An 18,903-nucleotide genomic window follows, 5' to 3' on the forward strand; every position below is an offset into this window, starting at 1 on the left:
AAGCCTTACCCTTTTTGTCGCAAACGGTTGGCATTTCATGATTCTACCGTTAACCTGATAACGAATTTCCCCTCAGTAACCACAATGGAACCTCGTCATGTTTGAGAACATAACCGCTGCCCCTGCCGACCCCATTCTGGGCCTGGCCGATCTGTTTCGTGCCGATGACCGCCCCGGGAAAATCAACCTCGGGATTGGTGTTTACAAAGATGAGACCGGTAAAACCCCGGTCCTGACCAGCGTAAAAAAAGCTGAGCTTTATTTGCTGGAAAATGAAACCACCAAAAACTACCTCGGCATTGATGGTATTCCTGAATTCGGTCGCTGCACCCAGGAACTCCTGTTCGGAAAAGGCAGCGCGATTGTGAGTGACAAACGTGCACGTACAGCTCAGACGCCAGGCGGTACCGGTGCTCTGCGCGTTGCAGCGGATTTTCTGGCGAAAAACACGGATGTAAAACGCATTTGGGTCAGCAACCCAAGCTGGCCAAACCACAAAGGCGTGTTCAATTCTGCGGGTCTGGAAGTTCGTGAATACACTTATTATGATTCAGCAGCGCATGCGCTCGATTTTGACGGCCTGGTAGCAAGCCTGAATGAAGCGCAAGCGGGTGATGTGGTGCTGTTCCATGGCTGCTGCCATAACCCAACCGGTATCGACCCTACGCTTGAACAGTGGCAACAGCTTGCCAGTCTGTCTGTCGAAAAAGGCTGGCTGCCGCTGTTCGACTTCGCCTATCAGGGCTTTGCTCGCGGCCTGGAAGAAGATGCTGAAGGCCTGCGCGCGTTCGCAGCCGTACATAAAGAGCTGCTGGTCGCGAGCTCCTTCTCCAAAAACTTCGGTCTGTATAACGAACGTGTCGGTGCCTGTACTTTAGTCTCTGCAGACACAGACAGCGCTGACCGGGCATTCAGCCAGATGAAGTCTGTCATTCGTGCTAACTACTCTAACCCACCGGCCCACGGTGCCTCTGTTGTGGCGACTATTCTCAGCAACGACGCGCTGCGTGCTATCTGGGAACAAGAGCTGACCGATATGCGCCAGCGTATCCAGCGCATGCGCCTGCTGTTTGTGAACACCCTGGCGGAGAAAGGGGCAGATCGCGATTTCAGCTTTATCACCAAACAGAACGGCATGTTCTCCTTCAGTGGTCTGACGAAAGAACAGGTACTGCGTCTGCGTGAAGAGTTCGGCGTTTACGCCGTCGCTTCCGGGCGTATTAACGTTGCGGGCATGACGCCGGACAACATGGCGCCGCTGTGCGAAGCGATTGTGGCCGTGCTGTAAGCCAGCCATAAAGAAAAAGGCCGCTAACAGTAGCGGCCTTTTTAATGTGTTCTTGTTTACCAGACAGGCATTTCATCCTGCAGGAAAGGATTGTGCAGCCGCTCATAACCGAGCGTCGACATTGGGCCATGGCCTGGAATAAAACTCACATCATCCCCTAGCGGCAACAATTTACGCTTAATCGAATCGATAAGCTGCCCATGGTCGCCACGCGGGAAATCACTGCGCCCTACTCCACCTTTGAAAATCACATCGCCGGAAATCAACAGCTCTGAGGCTTTGTCGAAAAACACGATATGACCCGGTGTATGCCCTGGACAGTGTAAGACTTGAAGGCTGATATTGCCCACGCTTACGCTGTCACCTTCCGCTAACCAGCGGTCTGGCGTCAAAGGCTGACAATCTTCGAGGCCGAACATCCGGCTTTGTGCCGGCAGCCCCGTGAGCCAGAACTCATCTTCTTTTTCCGGGCCAATAACGGGCACGCCATAGTGCGCGGCCAGTTCAGCGGCGGCTCCCACGTGATCAAGATGACCATGAGTTAACAGGATTTGCATCAGCGTGACACCTGCTGCTTCAACTTCCTGTTTGATACGCTCAGCGTCACCGCCCGGATCCACCAGCGCAGCGAGCTTCGTCTGCTCACACCAGATGAGCGAACAATTCTGGGCGAAAGCCGTAACCGGAATAATACGATAGTTCATGTTGCTCCTGTTTCGTTACCAGGTCCTCACCGGACCGGTATCAATATGCACAAAGTTGCTACGTGGGTAATATCCTACACCACCTGCGCGCATAGATAACGCGGCTTTGCGAATATTGCTTAACGAAACACCTTCAATATGAAAATCCATCGCCTGGCCTTTGGTGTGGTAGCTGTGCTTTGCCACACCGCGGCTGTGCGCGCGTAATTCATCATTGGTATCTAATGAGCGATAACCCGAGATCAGCTGCACAGGCTTGTTGGTCCCCAACAGTCCCTGAAGGCGGTAAAGGTGGTCAAACAATTTTGGGTCGATGGACTTTATTTTATTCGCGCGGAAATCACGGAAAAAATGGTTAAGTCTTGCTAATTCATCCTGAATATAGCCTCTGCCATCGAAAAACTCCGCTTTGAGCGATTCACCGGTGTGCAGGTTATTGAGCGTCAAAATACGCGGACGAGGTGTCGAGAGGGTGGCAAATGCTGGCGTCGGAAGGATGGCCGCTGCGCCGAGCGCAACACCACCCAACGCCAGCAATTTGCGGCGATTAGCGTCAAATTTGTCCATGATAATCAGGTCTACAAGTAAATGGTCGTTATTTATGCACTTCTGGCGCACGAAGGGCACCTTAACCGCCAAAAGCGCTGACGTCAAGGCACCCTAACCCCAGTAAATACGGGCTCTACAGCAAGATGAGCCCGAATTGACTATTACCTACGACACCTGATTTTCCTGAACTTCTTCATTTACCTGATTAATTGTTCCGCTTTTGGCAAAATTTGTGCGCCAGATCGCGCAGTGAGATCATAATTGTAAATATCTGTACGATATTGCGGGCGGCCATCCGCGCCGACAAAGGCCGTCAGATAATACAGATTCACTGGAATATTTTGCCGAATATTGACGTAGCGCGTATCACCCTGCTTCAGAGCGTCCGAAATCCGTGAGTCATTCCAGCCCGCATCCTGCAACAGCATATTCGCCAGTTCAGACGCTTTGTTGACGCGCACGCACCCTGAACTCAGGGCTCGAGTGTCTTTCTGGAACAGGTTATGGTTCGGCGTGTCGTGCAAGTAGATTGCATCCGAACTTGGCATGTTGAATTTATAGCGCCCCAGTGAATTACGCGCGCCAGGCGCCTGCTGGAAACGGAACGGCAGGTTCGATGCCGTGATGGTTGACCAGTCGACCTGATAAGGGTTAATCGTTTCTTTGCTGTTCCAGCCACGAATGACGGTGTAGCCATGCTGCTCCAGGTAGCTAGGATCGTTCTGTACCTTCGGCAGAATGTCTTTGCGCGCAAGCGTTGGCGGCACATTCCATGGCGGGTTCACAACCACATTATTCAACGCGCTGCTCATCATCGGCGTTTTACGATCAGGGCGTCCGACGATAACTCGTGAGGCCAGTACCTGATTGCCATCCAGGTAGTACACCAAAGAATAGGCAGGAATGTTCACCATGATCCCGGTGGAAAGTTTGCCCGGCAACAGGCGCAAACGCTGAATATTCAGTGCCAGCACGCCCGCACGCTGGGCTGGGCTGACATTCAGCCAGTCCCTCGTCGATTGCCCGATAACGCCATCAGCACCCAGACCTTGCCAGGCCTGGAAGCGCTTCACGGCATCGACCAATTGACGGTCATACACTGCTGGCGCCGTACTGCCGCTTTTTTTCTTAACGCCAGCAGCCGAAGGGCTGACCACCGGTGAATCGCCAGGTAGCGCAATATCCGGGCCACCGTCCATCATGCCAGTGCGCTGTAAGATTTCACGCAAAGCCGGAACATCTTTACTCCACTGCCCCGGGCTCAGTTTGACGGTACTGGTAAGCTGAGGCCAGGGACGGGAATCCGTCAGTTGCGCAAGCAGCGCCTGATGCATCGCGGCATATTGGGGATGTTGGGGCACTAATCCGGCAATAAACTGAGCGGCAGCGCCTTTATCCAGCGCCAGTTGCCATTGGTTAATCACGGAAAGCGGAGGCGTTGCCAGCGTGTAAGGTTTATCGCTGTAGAGCCAGCGGTTCCCCTGCACAGGGATACTGCTGACAAACTGCAAATAACCCATCATCGCATCAGAGAGCACAACATCACGGGCTAAACCGCTGACCGCCGGGTCAGTCAGTAACTCAACCCAACGAGTGAATTGAGGCTGAAAACCGGCAATAGCGACTTCCGCCAACTGCTGCTGGAAGGCCTGAACGGCGTCTCGATTTTCCCACATCGGCTTCATCTCTCTGGCGGCATACAGCGCGGCCAGTTGATTGAGATAAACCGGAGAGGTATTGCCAGGAAGAAGGGATTGAATATCGGCCCGGCTTTTTGCCGCCGCACCTTCGGGCAAGGGTTGCAGCCCCGCCATCATTGACACTGCAGGCGACAATCCATCGACCTGCGTCAGAACCTGTGAGGCGTCACCCAGCGTTGCTGAGCCGTCTGTTGGCACAAGCTCAGGCTCATCCGCCTGAACGCTAAACAGTGGAGCAAATGTCAGCATCAGGCTCAAACTCAGCCCTGACAGCCGACGACCATATACTTTATCCAGTGACATCCCTTGCCCCCTGTTTGTTTATACTACCCACACCCACCGGGGCTTACTCTCAGTATATAAAGACAAAAATACTTTTGCCTGACCAAATGTAAAGAAGATTAAAGATAATACACCCCTTTCAGGCAAAACAGGATAACAAAAAGGGCACCCTTTCGAGGTGCCCTTTTTAAAAAAGCCGTTTCGGTCAGGAAGCGTCTGCCGTACCTGGCAGTGTTTCCGGAAGCTGAGCGGCAAATCCACGCAATCCCACCACGTGAACGTGTTCAGTATTCTGGAACACTTTACGCACCAGTTTGTAGGTTGTGCCTTTTTCGGGACTGATGTTTTCAGGCGCTGCAATGATGAGCTGCATTTCCAGACGATCGCAGAGCTCAAACAGCGTGGCAATGGAACGAGCATCAAGACGCGCCGCTTCATCAAGGAACAACAGTCGGCAAGGCGAAATGTCTTTGCCGCGCAGACGACGAGACTCATCTTCCCAGCTTTGGACAACCATCACCAGAATTGACATCCCCGTCCCGATCGCTTCACCGGTTGAGAGCGCACCCGATTCTGCACGCAGCCAGCCATCCGAACCACGGTTAACCTCAACTTCCATTTCCAGGTAGTTACGGTAGTCCAGCAGCTCTTCACCAATGGTTTGCGGCGTACGCTGGCCCATGTCAATCTGCGGATTCAGGCGCTGATACAGTTTCGCCAGCGCTTCGGAGAAGGTCAGACGGTTGCTGTTAAACAGGTCCTGATGCTGTTCGTGCTGTTCCGAAAGCACCGACAAGAGCGTCGAGTGTGTTTCACGAACATTCACGTTCAGACGAACGCTGTTCACCTGACCGAACGACACGCTCTGCAAGCCCTGGTTGAGCATGCGAATACGGTTCTGTTCGCGCTGAATGGTCTTACGAATGATATTCGCCACGCTGCGGGAACTGATAGCCAGCTTCTGCTCACGGGCGGTCAATTCTTCGGTCAGACGGCCCAGCTCGATTTCCATTTGCTCGATGGCTTCTACCGGATCGTCGGTGCGAATAATATCCTGACGGATACGTTCGCGCAGATGCTGATAAACAGCCACGAAGAACTGAATTTTACGTTCCGGACGTTTAGGATCTTCGGACATACGCAGAACATCGCGCAGATGTTCGTTATCTGCCACCGCCAGACGCAACGCACCCAATGCCTTATCCGACATCGAACGCAAATCATCGGCCGAGAGATAAGCCAGTTCGCGACGGTGCAGGCGACGTTCGACGTTGTTGTCTTTCACCAGACGCATCACTGCGCACCAGCCCGCTTTCGCACTGACGACCTGCTCGCGCATTTCCAGATAATCACGTTCCAGTTTGCGCAGCTTACGGGTCAGGTTATCCATCTCCGCTTCGCAGAAGGTCAGCGCTTTTTCCAGCTGATTGCGGCGATTACGGTTGTTGGAAAGCTGGGTATGCAGTTCATCACGGCGTGAACGCGCACGCTCTTCCGCCCCGCTGTCCGCACGAACGCCGATGTCCTGCAGCTCACGGTGCAAATCAGTCAGCAGCTCTTTCTTGGTGTCGAAGGAACTCTTCAGCGACGCCATCACCTGACTGTACTGGCTCAGTTGCGCCGCATGGTTACGCAGCGCTTCACGAGCGCGAGTACGTTCTGTTTCTGCCTGTTCCAGACGCTGGCGCAGTTTTTCGTTCAGATCGGTATTGCCGTTCAGCATTTCTGCGGAATCGGTGTAACCAAAGTGAGCGCGACGCTGAACCACTTCCGTCAGAGCAAAGGCCTGCTGGCGAGCATCGCGCTGGACCTGCTGCGAGTACGCATAATCTTCTTTAAGCTGTTCGAACTGTTCCGGGTCGCTTTGCAGCACGGAGACAATCGGTTCCAGTTTCGCCAGCTGGTTGCCATGCTGCTGGATAAAGCGTGCAGCTTCCTGTGCTTCATCCAGACGTTCCTGAATTTCATCCACACGGTCAGCAAGTGTCTCATCGGCCAGCAAATTCAGGCGTGGCAGCAGGCGGTTCAGCTGGGCAACACCCTCTTTCGCTTGTTCGAACTGGGTGCGGCTCTGCTGGTTATCATTTTCATGATTGCTCAGCGCACGCTCCAGCTCTGTGCGACGGGTATTGAGTTTGCGAATTTCTGCTTCCGGATCGGCTTCAAACGCTACAGCCAGATGGCTGCCGATGAAGCGGCTGAAAGCCTGATGCAGACGTTGCGTTTTCTGCACATCAAACGACAGGGTGGCGAAACGCTCAGACAGTGTTTCACGCTCGGCATGCAGCGTTTCAATGCGGTTTTCACGCGCCGCGCGGCCAAACAGTGGCACTGACGGGAAGCGGGAATAACGCCACTGACGATCGGCGACTTTAACCACCACCGCTTTTTCCAGCTCATCGACGGTAAATACGCTGTCATCGAAAGACTGCGGATCCCCTTCAATCAGATAGAGATCTTCCGGGCAATCTTCCAGCCCTTCGAGCTGTTCGGCGATCTGCGACAGATCGGGCACCACGATCGCATGACGCGACGGGCCATAAAGCGCAGAGAAGTAAGGTGCATCTTCCAGGCTGACGTCGTCGTAAATCTCGGACAGCAGCACGCCGCCGAAACGTTCTGCCAGCGTATTCAGACGCTGATCTTCAGAACCGCCAGGCTGGCTCAGTCGCTCAATTTCTTCGTCCACGATACGCTTGCGGTTGCCCACTTCGTCTCGTTCAACAATGGCTTCACGCTCGCGCTCCAGCAATTGTTGCAGATATTCAGTCACATCCTGGCTGGATTCGAACTGTTCGCCGCTCTGCTCGCTCAACTGAGTCAGGCTGCTTTGAGCCGCCAGCCACACAGGTGCGCGCTGCAGCAAAGCCTGAGTGCGCCCTTGCAGTTGCTCCAGCTCCTGGCGCAGCTGCATGCGATGTTCACTGGCGGACGACACCGAATCGGACAGCGCGGCAATGCGCTCTTCCAGCTCCTGGTGTAAATCTTCCAGCTCATCAACTTCGTAATGCTTGCCCTGACGCTTGCAGAACTCTGCCAGCAGACGTTCCCCGTCCTGCTGTTCGCGCAGACGTTGCTCAAGTTCGTTCAGACGTCCGCGCAGCGATTGTGCCTGCTCAGCCTGATGACGATGATTGACGCCTTCGCGCAATAAGTCGCGGGCAACATCCCACGCTTCGCTACGGGCAACAGGGCCGTTGATCGCCGTGACCAGCTGATACGCCTGTTCGAACTGGCTATGAGCGGTTTGCGCCACGCTCATTTTCTGTTCCAGCGACAGCAGTTTTTCAGTGGCTTCCTGCTCTTTCGCCTGGAACGTCTCCAGCCATTCGTCTGCACTTTCTGGCGTCAGATCGGGCAGATGGCAAAGCTCTTTGGCGCGTTGTAGCGCCTGCAACGCCTGGCTGTACTGAATCGCGCGCGTTTGCTGGACATCGAGCGCCTGTTGATAATCAGCCAGCTGGTTTTTCAGCTCATCGACTTCCAGCTCTGCCGCTTCAGCACGGGCTTCGTTCTCTTCCTGCTGTTCGGCAGCCTCTGCTACGACTTCGTTTTGTTCTTCCAGACGGATTTGCAGCTCATCGAGATCCGCTTCATAGCGCTCGATTTTCTCCTGCTGACGCAGCGCGGTCTGAACCAGGTTCAGGTGATCGCTTGCGGCCTGATAATCGGCTTCAAGATCACCTTCCGCTCCGCTGTGTTCCTGCAGCTCGCGTGCCATATCGACATGCTTAAACTGCTCTGCAGCCAGCTGCTGGCGTGAAGTGTACAGCTCACGACGGAACTCAAGCGCTTTGTCCAGGTGCACTCGACGCTCGTTGGCGTGACGCATGTAGTCTGCGGCCACGTAATCTGTCGCTTCAGAGATAAGGTGCTTAAACAGGTCGCGGTCTGATTGCGTGACGCGGATAGCTTCCAGCGTCATGCGGTTTTCACGCAGCGCCGCTTCCATATCCTGAAACGCCTTACGTACGCCACTGTTCTCCGGTAACAGGTAATCACGCAGAGAGCGGGTAATGGCACTGGAAATCCCGCCGTACAGCGAGGCCTCAATCAGACGGTAGTACTTACTACGATCGGAGGCAGAACGCAGACGACGCGCCACTACGCCCAAATCGAACATCAAAGAGTGGTAGTCGGTGATGGAGTTGAACTGCTTAAACTGCACGCCTTCCATCTCATCGAGCTTATCTTTCAGCTCCTGCAGACTCAGCACACGAGCCTGACGATCGTTCAGCGTTTCTGTCACCAGCTGCGTTGGCTGCACTGACATCGGCAGGCCCTGAATCGCAAACGGTTTGATGTCGACTTTACGGTCACGCCCGGCGACCTGCTGCAGACGAACGCCCACCAGCACGCGCTGATGACGGGAGTTAACCACATCGAGCATCGAATAACAGACACCCGCTTTCAGCTTACCGTGCAGGCCTTTATCACGTGAGCCACTGGTGGCACCCGCTTCCGTGGTGTTACGGAAGTGCAGCAGCGTTAAATCAGGGATCAGCGCTGTGACGAAGGCCGCCATGGTGGTGGATTTACCCGCACCGTTACCGCCCGAGAGGGTGGTAACCAGTTCATCCAGATCAAACGTTCGGGCAAAGAAGCCGTTCCAGTTAACCAGGGTTAGTGAACGAAACTTACCACGTTCAAGCATTACTCTTCCTCCCCGCTATCCATATCCGGCTGAGCGTCTTCATTCTCGTCATTGAGTTGCAGATGATTTTCAATCGCCATCGCTTCACCGTCGCGGATCATACGCAGTTGAGCTTCGCGTGCGTCGTCGCCAGAACGGACGTCCGCACCAAAGCGAAACACCGATTCCGTGATGCGGAATTTGCTGCTGTCATGGCCCATAAACCACACCATGCCCAGGCGGCGCAGGCGGTTCAGTGACGAACGCACTTTTTCCTGCAGCTTTTGTCTGTCGAGATCGGACCCGGTGGAACGGTTATTGACCAGCTTCAGCAGTTTGCTTTCATCCGCCAGGCTTAACAGCTCGTCATACAGTTCCTGCTGGGTAAAGATCCCTTCATTCGCCAGACGTTCCGGGCTGAGGTACAGATAGCAAAGAATTTTTCCGACCATCATGTCCAGCTCTGAGAGCACAGAGCGCGGGATCAGCGTGGTGGAACGCGGACGCAAATAGAAGAAACCTTCCGGCGCACGAATCAGCTCCACGTTATAACGGGTATAAAATTCTTCCAGGTATTCCTGAAAATCCATCAAAAAGGCGTGGTTATCCAGCTCATCCAGGCCAATGTGACGACCAGAACGCAATGCGCTGTCCAGGGCTGGAAATAATGGGTTGGCCAGGGCCTGTGCCAGTTTTACTGGCATCACGTGTTCAATATTTGTCGATGACATGTGCCTGTACCTTGGCTCCGTAATCATTAATCGGCTGCCACTTCGGCGGCAGTCCGGTGAAATCTGCTTGTGCAACGCCCAGACGGACAGCCTGGTCCACCACGATACGCGCCACGTCAAAGTGACGAGCACGAGGGTACTGCGCCAGATATTCGCGCACCACCAGGCCTAAATCCAGCGGCAGTCCTTTGTCCTTATAGATGACAAGCTGTGCTTCAATCAGTGCCGCCAGCTGCTCGCGGATTTCATTAAACTCTTCGTACTCCAGATCCGGTGGAAGTTCCCCGGTCACTTCGGCTTCACTCAGCGCCATCTCTTCGTCACGCATATCGAACAGACGATCGGCATTTGCGTAGGTCAGTGCCCACGGCGCATCGAAATAGTTCTGTACGGAGACGCGAAGTCGTTGGGCAAAGACGCGGTTTTTATCCATGTCGATCGCGGTACGGATAAATTTATGCACGTGGCGATCGTAACCGATCCACAGGTCGATAGCCTGCTGCCCCCAACTGACAATACGATCCAGCTTGCTTTGCAGGTCGAACACAAGACGATCGACAAAATGCAGATCGTCATGGGTCATGGTCGAGTCCTGAATACGCAGCAGGTTTGCCTGGAGCTTGTCGCCTGCCGCTTCGAGCGTATCCTGCAGTTCGCGCAGCGTACCTGAGGTTTCGGACAGCAGCATTTCACAGCTTGAGATAGCCGCTCGCCAGTCTTTATTCAGCAGCTGAGCGATGTCATCTTTCACCGTTTGCTGCTGCTCGTCCATCAGACGCTGGGTTAAATCGATGCTGTCAAAAATCTCGGCAACCGAGTACTTGAGCGGCGCATAAACGTTGCGGTGCCAGTGAAACTCATCACCGCCCTCTTCTGCCGCATCGGCCGCACGCTTCAGCTCGCCGCCAACAATAGAGAGCTGCATTGACAGGCGCAGCGTCGAAAATTCACGCTGGCGAATGTAATAGTCCGTGATCCCGATGCCAAGCGGCGTCAGGCGGTAGATGGCATTCCCTTCCGTGATTTCGCTGGTAAAGCGGTTCAGCAGACGTTGACGCACCATATCGTTGATCGCGTTGTTCGCGCGCACGCTGATGGTTTCGCTGGTTTGCTCAAACGCATCACTGACGTGGCGGAAAGCGTCAATCAGCTCACCCTCGGTAAGCTCGCCTTCAAGCCGTTCGCCATTCAGTGTCGCCACGGCCATCAGGAACGACAGTCTGTCGACCGGCAACGAGATCGAAAAATCATTTTTTCTGGCCCAGGCAACCAGTTCGGGGACTGTCTGGGAAAAATCACTCATCGTTAGTCCTTGTATCTACCTGCGGTTTTCGCGCGGTGACATGAATATAGCGACCCAGGCTCACCCAGGGTTCCTCACGGCAATAGCGAGTTTCTAATGCCAGCAGCTGCTCATAGCGCTCATGCTGCTTGTGTTTTTCACGCAGATAATCATGAAATACCCGCACACCGGTTTTGCCGGTGATTTTCCAGCCCGCCTCTTCCAGCCAGCGGTAAACCTGCTGCGGATCGCGTGGATAGTCTGGCGAAAGCTTGCGCTTACGGGTTTTTGGCATGCCCAATGCGACATAGTCGAAGTTGGTCACCACCATGTTGTGCATCAGCAGACCGTTAGCATTGTAGAACATTAACGACAACGCGCCGTCTGCCCTCAGTGCCGACCACAGCGCCTGCAACACCGTTTGCGGATCGCCAACCCATTCGAGCACAGCATGGCACAATATCAGATCAACCGGGCTTTCCAAATGCTGCGCAATGTCCTGCACCGGGCATTGTACAAAATGCATGTTGTGGCTCACACCTTTCTCATCGGCGGCCTGTTTTGCCAGGGCTATCATCTCCGCCGACAGATCGCATAGGGTAACATGATGCCCGCGCTCTGCCATCCGAATTGCCATTTGCCCGGCTCCGCCGCCAGCGTCCAGAATGCGCAGCGGTTTATCGCCGAAGGTGGCCAGCAGAGGGTCTAAATCCTGCCACAGAATGGCCTGACGAAGCTGGCCCTTGGTGGTGCCATAGATATTGCGCGAAAAGCGTTCCGCGATACCATCGAAATTGCGATCCTTCACGCCGGACTCCACCTGATTGCCACAAAGACGCTATTTTGTCATACCCACAGCGAGAGGGAAGCTATCTGGTGTAATATCCCTGCAGATCTCCTGTCAGATGGTTAAAAAAGGAACCAACAAGGATGCTTTTTACGCTGAAGAAGTATATTGGCGGTATGATTTTACCCCTGCCGTTGCTCCTGCTCTTAATGGCACTGGGCCTGGGATTGCTCTGGTTCAGCCGATTCCAGCGCAGCGGCAAGATTTGTCTTACCGTGGGTTGGCTGGCACTGCTGTTACTCAGCCTGCAGCCCGTTGCCGATGGCTTGTTAAAACCCATCGAGGATAAATATCCCACCTGGCGAGGAACCGAGCGAGTGCAGTACGTCGTGGTGCTCGGCGGAGGTTATACCTGGAATGATGAATGGGCCCCAAGTTCGAACCTCATCAATAACAGTTTACCTAGACTGGCTGAAGGTATTCGCCTTTGGCAGGCCAACCCAGGAGCAAAAATGATTTTCACCGGTGCCGCCGCTGAAACAAATCCTGTCAGTACGGGCGAAGCCGGTGCGCGCGTGGCGGAAAGTCTGGGCGTTCCTCGTAGCGACATCATCGTTCTGGATAAGCCTAAAGATACCGAAGAGGAAGCTTCAGCCGTTAAAGCGACGATTGGCGACGCGCCGTTCCTGCTTGTCACCTCCGCTTCGCACCTTCCGCGAGCGATGATCTTCTTCCAGCACGTCGGCCTGCATCCCTTCCCTGCGCCTGCCAATCAATTGGCGATCACCTCACCCTTACAGCCATGGGAAAAAGTGATGCCTTCACCCGTCTGGCTGATGCACAGCGACCGCGTGGGGTATGAAACTCTGGGTCGTCTCTGGCAGTGGTTAAAAGGCCGTTCAGGCGAGCCAGGGAAGCAGTGATTTCGCGGCTAAATCAAAGTTGCGGCGGTTAAAGCGCCCGGTGTTAACAAGCTGGGCGACTTCATCCCACAAAAGATAGAGCCAGCGCCGCCACAGAAAAGCCTCAGCAACGGGCGCACGCTGGAGATAGTGCCACATCAACCCTTCGGACAGCGCCCCATCAGCCAGGCGAAAGAGCTCATACTCACGCGGGGCCCAGAGCATAACGCCTGGGCCAACCATCGCCAGCAACTGATCGCTGCGAGAATCTTTGAGCATGCTGCGAAGGGTGAAATTGCCGTGGATAAGCACGCAGTTATCATTAAAACCGTCGAACAGCGCGGGCAGGCATTCACGAGTGCGGAAAAGAATGCGTTTGTCCTGCATTGTCAGCCCGGTGTTGTCATATAAATTGAGCGTTCCCCACAGCACTTCGACTCGCTGGCGGTACCAGAGTGGCCACAGATTTTCCTGAGTGCTGTCAACAAAACCCACGCAGCCGCTGCTGTCCTGCCGATGCCACGCCAATAGCGCCTCGACTATCTGATCTTTTAGCTGTTCCCAGCGCTCCGGCGTTCTGGCTGGTGCTTCAACGGGCACCCCGCGTAAGCGCTCGATAAGCAACACGTCCGGGCCAGGATGCTCTTCATGCGTCATCACGCCATAAACCACTGGCATTCGTACTGTGCCACTGCGCGCCAGCATTGAAATCTTCCACGCCAGCTGCTGAGCAAGCCCAGGTGTGGTGAAACTTCTTGCCAGTAACGGCATCGGATGGCCCTGAGCATCGTACAGTGACCACAGTGAAGTGTCCGTTTTCTCACTCACGCACTCCACCCGACTCAGTTTTTCACCCAGCAGGTGGCTCAGTTCAGCTCGCAGTTGTTCCATATCCGGTTACCCCTGTGAAGACTACTGTTTTTATAATGAGCGTCACAGGCGGAGATGTCACCGGGCAAGATCAAAAGCGAGGCAAAAAAACGAGGAGAAACGAGGCGGTAAGACGGCTCCTCCGGATGGAGGAGCCGGAGAAATCAACGTAATTCAGCGCGTACGCGAGCCAGATCTTCAGGCGTATCAACCCCAGTGCCCGGCACTTCTTTTGCCACAGCAACGTGAATTTTTTCGCCATACCACAGCACACGCAGCTGTTCGAGCATTTCTATCTGCTCCAGCGGACTCGGCGCCCAGTTGACGTAGCGGCGAATGAAGCCGGCGCGATAGCCATAGATACCGATGTGACGCAGCAAGGTATCACCGATAGCGTCACGGCTTTGCGCGAAACGGTCTCGATCCCAGGGGATTGTCGCGCGGGAGAAATAGAGGGCATACCCTTCGGCATCCATCACCACTTTCACCGCATTTGGGTTGAAGGCTTCTTCCGCATCATGGATTGGCACCGCAAGTGTTGCCATACCTGACTGGCTGGCGGCCAGGTTATCAGCCACCTGACGAATGATAGCCGGAGGGATCATCGGCTCATCCCCCTGGACGTTGACGATCAGCGTGTCATCACTGAAGCCACACTTTTCCACCACTTCGGCCAGACGCTCTGTGCCCGACTGATGATCGGCACGGGTCATGCAAACTTCGCCACCAGCGGCCTCAACGGCACGAGCAACGTCGTCGTGATCGGTCGCGATAATAATACGGTCAGCACCGGATTCACGCGCTCTTTCCAGCACATGAACAATCATCGGTTTACCGTTGATGTCCTGCAACGGTTTACCCGGCAGGCGAGTTGAGGCATAGCGCGCCGGAATAATGACAACAAAACTCATGGATGGCTCTCTTCTGTACTCAATGGGCGGGCTTCATTTTCCAGCAGGACAGGAATACCGTCGCGCAGCGGGAAGGCCAGGCTATCGGGTTTACAGATAAGCTCTTGCTTATCCTGACTGTAATAGAGCTTCCCGTTGCAAACCGGACAAGCGATGATTTCAAGTAAGCGGTGATCCATAATTCCTCCAGATGGACCGAAAAAGTATCCGGTCAAGCATATCACAGAGCCTGTTCAGGCAATGTCAATTTCCCAGCCAACTGGGGTTTGGGTGAAAAGTTCTGCGGGGCGATGCCCTATTGCTATCCGTTTTGCACCCTGCCAGCTTGCAAAGTCTGTTATGGCCTGGCGTAAGCCTTTTTCCAGCGCTGCACTGACGCGTACGCTGTCCTGTAAGTACAGCGCAAATATTTCCAGCACACCCGTTTTACGGTGCATTTTGCTGTCCATGCGGCCAACCAGTTTGCCCTGATGAAGCAGAGGCAAAACAAAATAACCGTACTGCCGTTTAGGCGCAGGGGTATAGCATTCAAGGCGGTAACTGAAATCAAAAAGCTGCTCTGCGCGTTTGCGATCCCAGACTACGGGGTCAAACGGAGATAACACCGCGCTGTGCGATGCGCGCAGTTTACCGCTGATGGCATCTTCTGCCAGAGGCAACAAGTCGGTATGCAGCCACAGAGCGCCGAGGCTTTCCACTTCAACCGGGACCACCAGCCCTTCTTTTTGCCAACGCGCGAGTATGGCCGGAAGCGAAGGCTGGCGCAGGCGATAATAATCAGCCAGCCATTGCGGACGAAAAATACCCAGGCTGCGGGCGCTGTTTTGTAACATCACCTCTTCCGCCTCCTCCTGGCTTAAAAGATCACGCTCATCATCCCAAAGCGGCATCACCCGGCTGGTTAAATCGTAGATACGTTGAAAGTTATGACGGCCGATCACCATCACTTTTCCGGCGGTGAACAACCCTTCCAGATGGCGTTTATGCGGTTTCCATTCCCACCAGCCGCTTGCCCCTTTACGAGGATGCTCAAAATCGGCGGAACGCACCGGGCCATTCTCCTGGATGTGTGCAATCAGCCCCTCTATCTCTGCTGCGTGCTCTTCCATCCATTCTGTTTTGTATTTCCAGCCCATATTCTGCGGCGCGAGCATGCGGTGTCGCACCAGCGGAAAGTCGCTTCGGGGTAAAAAGCAGGCTTCATGGGCCCAGTATTCCATGAGATCGCCCCGGCTCAACGCCTCATCCAGCCATTGGGGTGGATAACTGCCAAGACGGCTAAACAGGACCAGATAAGGGCTTCGCGCTACGACATTGATAGTATCGATTTGCAGCAGTGACATTTGCCGGACGGTCGACAGAACATCATCCGCTTGAGCACGACGGCGAGGCTTTTTGAGTAACCCTTGAGCGGCAAGGTGGAGACAACGAGCGGCCGATAGCGAAAGTTTCCGTTCTGACATTCAGGTTCTCCGTCAGCCTGCACTACGCCGCTCGCTCAGATTAGCGTCGCGTCAGACTTACCAATTGTTGGATAAGCTGTGACGCTCTTTGGTCGTCAAACACCGCATCAACCGGCAGATACCACCAGTTATCCCGTGCAAAGCTGCGGCATTTCACGGCATCTTTTTCTGTCATCACCAGCGATTGATTTGCGTCTGCCAACGCCACGACGCTTGCGGCGGTGAGAGCCTGATGATCTGCAAGCGCAACGGTCTTCAGTGGATGAGCACCACACTGTTCAAGTGTGGCAAAAAAGCGTGGAGGATGGCCGATACCCGCCATGGCAACGATGCCGGGCAAGGAAGCGACATCACGTTTCTCGCCGGTCAGCAGATTAACGGCCAGACCCGGCTGAAGCTGCATAGGTATTTCGCTTTCACGCGGTACACCGCCATTCACAATGACGGCATCCACACTTTTCAGCCTGGAAGCGCGTTCACGCATCGGGCCCGCAGGAAGCCACCAGCCATTACCAAAACGGCGGACGCCATCAATGACAACGATTTCGACATCACGCGCCAGGCGATAATGCTGAAGGCCGTCATCGGTGATAATAATTTGAGGGGAATGCGAAGCCAGCAGCGCTTTGACTGCGTCACTGCGTTCAGGAGACACCGCAACAGGTGCCCCCGTGCGCTGATAGATCAAAACAGGTTCATCACCCGCTTGTACTGTGGTGGTTTCACTGGTCAGAATCAACGGATAGTGTTCCGCCTTACCGCCATAACCGCGAGAAACAACACCTGCCTTGATCCCTTGCTTTTGGAGTTCTTCCACCAGCCAGATAGCGACAGGCGTTTTACCATTACCACCGGCGGTGAGATTCCCGACGACGACAACCGGGACGGGTGACCGCCAGGCTTTTTTAATGCCAAGGCGGTAGCTCAGTCGAATACAGCCGCTCACCAGGCCATACAGCCAGGAGAGCGGCAACAGCAGAAGCCAGAGCGGGGATTCCCCCGACCAGATACGAGCGATCATTGCCCAAATTGCATCTTGTGCAGCTGAGCGTAAACGCCGCGATGTTCCAGCAGATCTTCGTGGCTACCGCGCTCAACAATGCGCCCATCTTCCACCACCACGATTTCATCGGCTTTTTCGATGGTAGACAGACGGTGTGCGATAACCAGTGAAGTACGGTTTTTCTGCAGCTCATCCAGCGCCGCCTGAATCGCACGTTCGGATTCGGTATCCAGCGCAGACGTGGCTTCATCAAGGATCAGGATTGGGCTGTCGCGCAGCAGCGCACGTGCAATGGCAATACGCTGGCGCTGACCACCGGACAACAGCACGCCGTTTTCGCCGATAACGGTATCCAGCCCCTGATCCATTTTATTGATGAAATCCATCGCGTACGCCATTTTGGCCGCTCTTTCGATGTCTTCACGGCTGTAGATATCCGTACGAGCGTAGGCGATGTTATTGGCCACCGTGTCGTTAAACAGATGCACGTTCTGCGAAACCAGAGCAACCTGATCACGTAGGGAGGCCAGGGTATATTCGCGAATATCGTGACCATCAAGCTGAATGCTGCCGGAATCAACGTCGTAGAAACGGGTAATCAGGCTTGCCATGGTTGACTTACCTGACCCTGAACGCCCAACCAGTGCAACAGTTTTGCCTTCTGGAATGCTCAGGTTGATGTCGCGCAGCGCAGGAACTTCACGGCCTGGATAGGTGAAGGTGACGTTGTTGAATTCAACGTTACCTTTTGCACGTTCAACAACGCGGGTCCCTTCGTCTTTTTCCTGTTCGCTATCAAGAATGGCAAACAGCGTCTGACAAGCCGCCATCCCGCGCTGGAACTGCGCGTTGACGTTAGTCAGTGATTTCAGTGGACGCATCAGGGCAATCATGGAAGAGAACACGACGGTAATGGTACCGGCAGTCAGGGTATCCATGACGCTTGGGAAGCTGGCCGCATAAAGGACAAATGCCAGCGCCAGTGAAGCGATAAGCTGAATGATAGGGTCAGAGATAGACGACGCGGACACCATTTTCATGCCCTGCAGACGCATCTTGTTACTGACCTTGTCAAAGCGCTTGGTTTCGACGGCCTGACCGCCAAACATCAGCACTTCTTTATGGCCTTTAAGCATCTGCTCAGCGCTGGTGGTGACCTGCCCCATCGTGTTTTGCATGTTCTTACTGATATTACGGAAGCGCTTGGACACCAGGCGGATAGCCATTGAAACAATCGGCGCAAGCACAATCAGGATCAGCGACAGCTGCCAGCTGTACCAGAACATCATAATAAACAGGCCGATGATAGACGCGCCTTCACGCACCACGGTAATCAGCGCACTGGAAGAAGATGAAGCAACCTGTTCAGAATCGTAGGTGATGCGGGACAGCAGCGTGCCGGTAGACTGTTTGTCAAAGAAAGCGACAGGCATGCCCATCATATGACCAAACAAGCGGCGGCGCATGGTCATCACCACTTTGCCTGACACCCAGGAGATGCAATAGCTTGAAATATAGCTGGTGATACCGCGCAGGATCATCAGGCCAATCACGACCAGCGGCATCCACAGCAGCACAGAGCGATCCGTTTTACCAAAACCATCATCCAGTAATGGTTTGAGAAGCGACAGCATAAAAGTATCGCTGGCGGCGTTAAGGATTAACGCGACCGCAGACACAATCAGTCCGGCTTTAAAGGGCGCAATCGTTGGCCAAAGTCGGCGGAAAGTCTGCCACGTGGAGAGATCTTTGTCGTTCTGCATTCAAAAAACCAGCTTATGTTGAGATAGCCGCACAT

15 protein-coding genes are annotated in these 18,903 nt (G+C 54.3%); 2 read left to right on the forward strand and 13 right to left on the reverse strand.

Going from position 1 to position 18,903, the window contains the following annotated elements:
• The first annotated feature begins 97 nt into the window (after positions 1–97).
• The gene (locus ACRCWW_RS03660; protein WP_438681184.1) at positions 98–1,288 is read left to right on the forward strand and encodes an amino acid aminotransferase; all 1,191 of its coding nucleotides are present in this window, start codon (positions 98–100) and stop codon (positions 1,286–1,288) included.
• 56 nt (positions 1,289–1,344) lie between these two features.
• On the opposite strand, the gene ACRCWW_RS03665 is transcribed toward ACRCWW_RS03660, so the two are convergent.
• The 7 genes from ACRCWW_RS03665 to cmoM form a co-directional block, all read right to left on the reverse strand.
• Positions 1,345–1,992: an MBL fold metallo-hydrolase gene (locus tag ACRCWW_RS03665; protein ID WP_438681185.1), complete on the reverse strand. Its 648-nt coding sequence runs from the start codon at positions 1,990–1,992 to the stop codon at positions 1,345–1,347.
• Between the two features lie 15 nt (positions 1,993–2,007).
• A complete protein-coding gene (locus tag ACRCWW_RS03670; RefSeq protein ID WP_404657105.1) occupies positions 2,008–2,559 on the reverse strand; it encodes a DUF882 domain-containing protein in 552 nt (183 codons plus the stop codon).
• A 179-nt stretch (positions 2,560–2,738) separates the two neighbouring features.
• Positions 2,739–4,544, reverse strand: coding sequence for a L,D-transpeptidase (gene ldtD, locus ACRCWW_RS03675; RefSeq protein ID WP_438681186.1), 1,806 nt, complete (start codon positions 4,542–4,544; stop codon positions 2,739–2,741).
• 184 nt (positions 4,545–4,728) lie between these two features.
• A complete protein-coding gene (gene mukB / locus ACRCWW_RS03680; protein ID WP_438681187.1) occupies positions 4,729–9,177 on the reverse strand; it encodes a chromosome partition protein MukB in 4,449 nt (1,482 codons plus the stop codon).
• Entirely contained in the window at positions 9,177–9,887 is a 711-nt protein-coding gene (gene mukE / locus ACRCWW_RS03685; RefSeq protein WP_438681188.1) for a chromosome partition protein MukE, read from the reverse strand. The genes mukB and mukE overlap by 1 nt, the downstream gene beginning before the upstream one ends.
• Entirely contained in the window at positions 9,868–11,190 is a 1,323-nt protein-coding gene (gene mukF, locus ACRCWW_RS03690) for a chromosome partition protein MukF (RefSeq protein WP_404656939.1), read from the reverse strand. Before mukF ends, mukE begins: the two co-directional genes overlap by 20 nt.
• Positions 11,183–11,977: a tRNA uridine 5-oxyacetic acid(34) methyltransferase CmoM gene (cmoM, locus tag ACRCWW_RS03695; protein ID WP_438681189.1), complete on the reverse strand. Its 795-nt coding sequence runs from the start codon at positions 11,975–11,977 to the stop codon at positions 11,183–11,185. The genes mukF and cmoM overlap by 8 nt, the downstream gene beginning before the upstream one ends.
• Positions 11,978–12,099: 122 nt before the next feature.
• Between cmoM and elyC the strand changes: the two genes are divergently transcribed.
• Positions 12,100–12,879, forward strand: coding sequence for an envelope biogenesis factor ElyC (gene elyC, locus ACRCWW_RS03700; protein WP_438681190.1), 780 nt, complete (start codon positions 12,100–12,102; stop codon positions 12,877–12,879).
• Here the strand turns inward: elyC and ACRCWW_RS03705 are convergent.
• From ACRCWW_RS03705 to msbA, 6 genes are all read right to left on the reverse strand, one after another.
• The gene (locus ACRCWW_RS03705) at positions 12,856–13,749 is read right to left on the reverse strand and encodes a YcbJ family phosphotransferase (protein ID WP_438681191.1); all 894 of its coding nucleotides are present in this window, start codon (positions 13,747–13,749) and stop codon (positions 12,856–12,858) included. The two genes, elyC and ACRCWW_RS03705, sit on opposite strands and share 24 nt — an antisense overlap.
• Positions 13,750–13,892: 143 nt before the next feature.
• Positions 13,893–14,639, reverse strand: a complete 747-nt coding sequence (kdsB, locus tag ACRCWW_RS03710; protein WP_438681192.1) for a 3-deoxy-manno-octulosonate cytidylyltransferase — start codon at positions 14,637–14,639, stop codon at positions 13,893–13,895.
• Positions 14,636–14,818: a protein YcaR gene (ycaR, locus tag ACRCWW_RS03715; protein ID WP_438681193.1), complete on the reverse strand. Its 183-nt coding sequence runs from the start codon at positions 14,816–14,818 to the stop codon at positions 14,636–14,638. The genes kdsB and ycaR overlap by 4 nt, the downstream gene beginning before the upstream one ends.
• Before the next feature lie 54 nt (positions 14,819–14,872).
• Positions 14,873–16,102, reverse strand: coding sequence for a winged helix-turn-helix domain-containing protein (locus tag ACRCWW_RS03720; protein WP_438681194.1), 1,230 nt, complete (start codon positions 16,100–16,102; stop codon positions 14,873–14,875).
• Positions 16,103–16,142: 40 nt separating this feature from the next.
• A complete protein-coding gene (gene lpxK, locus ACRCWW_RS03725; RefSeq protein WP_438681195.1) occupies positions 16,143–17,123 on the reverse strand; it encodes a tetraacyldisaccharide 4'-kinase in 981 nt (326 codons plus the stop codon).
• On the reverse strand, positions 17,120–18,868 hold the full coding sequence (gene msbA, locus ACRCWW_RS03730; RefSeq protein WP_438681196.1) for a lipid A ABC transporter ATP-binding protein/permease MsbA: 1,749 nt from the start codon (positions 18,866–18,868) through the stop codon (positions 17,120–17,122). The genes lpxK and msbA overlap by 4 nt, the downstream gene beginning before the upstream one ends.
• Positions 18,869–18,903: the final 35 nt, after the last annotated feature.

It is taken from the genome of Scandinavium sp. (assembly GCF_051650185.1).
Lineage (GTDB): Bacteria > Pseudomonadota > Gammaproteobacteria > Enterobacterales > Enterobacteriaceae > Scandinavium.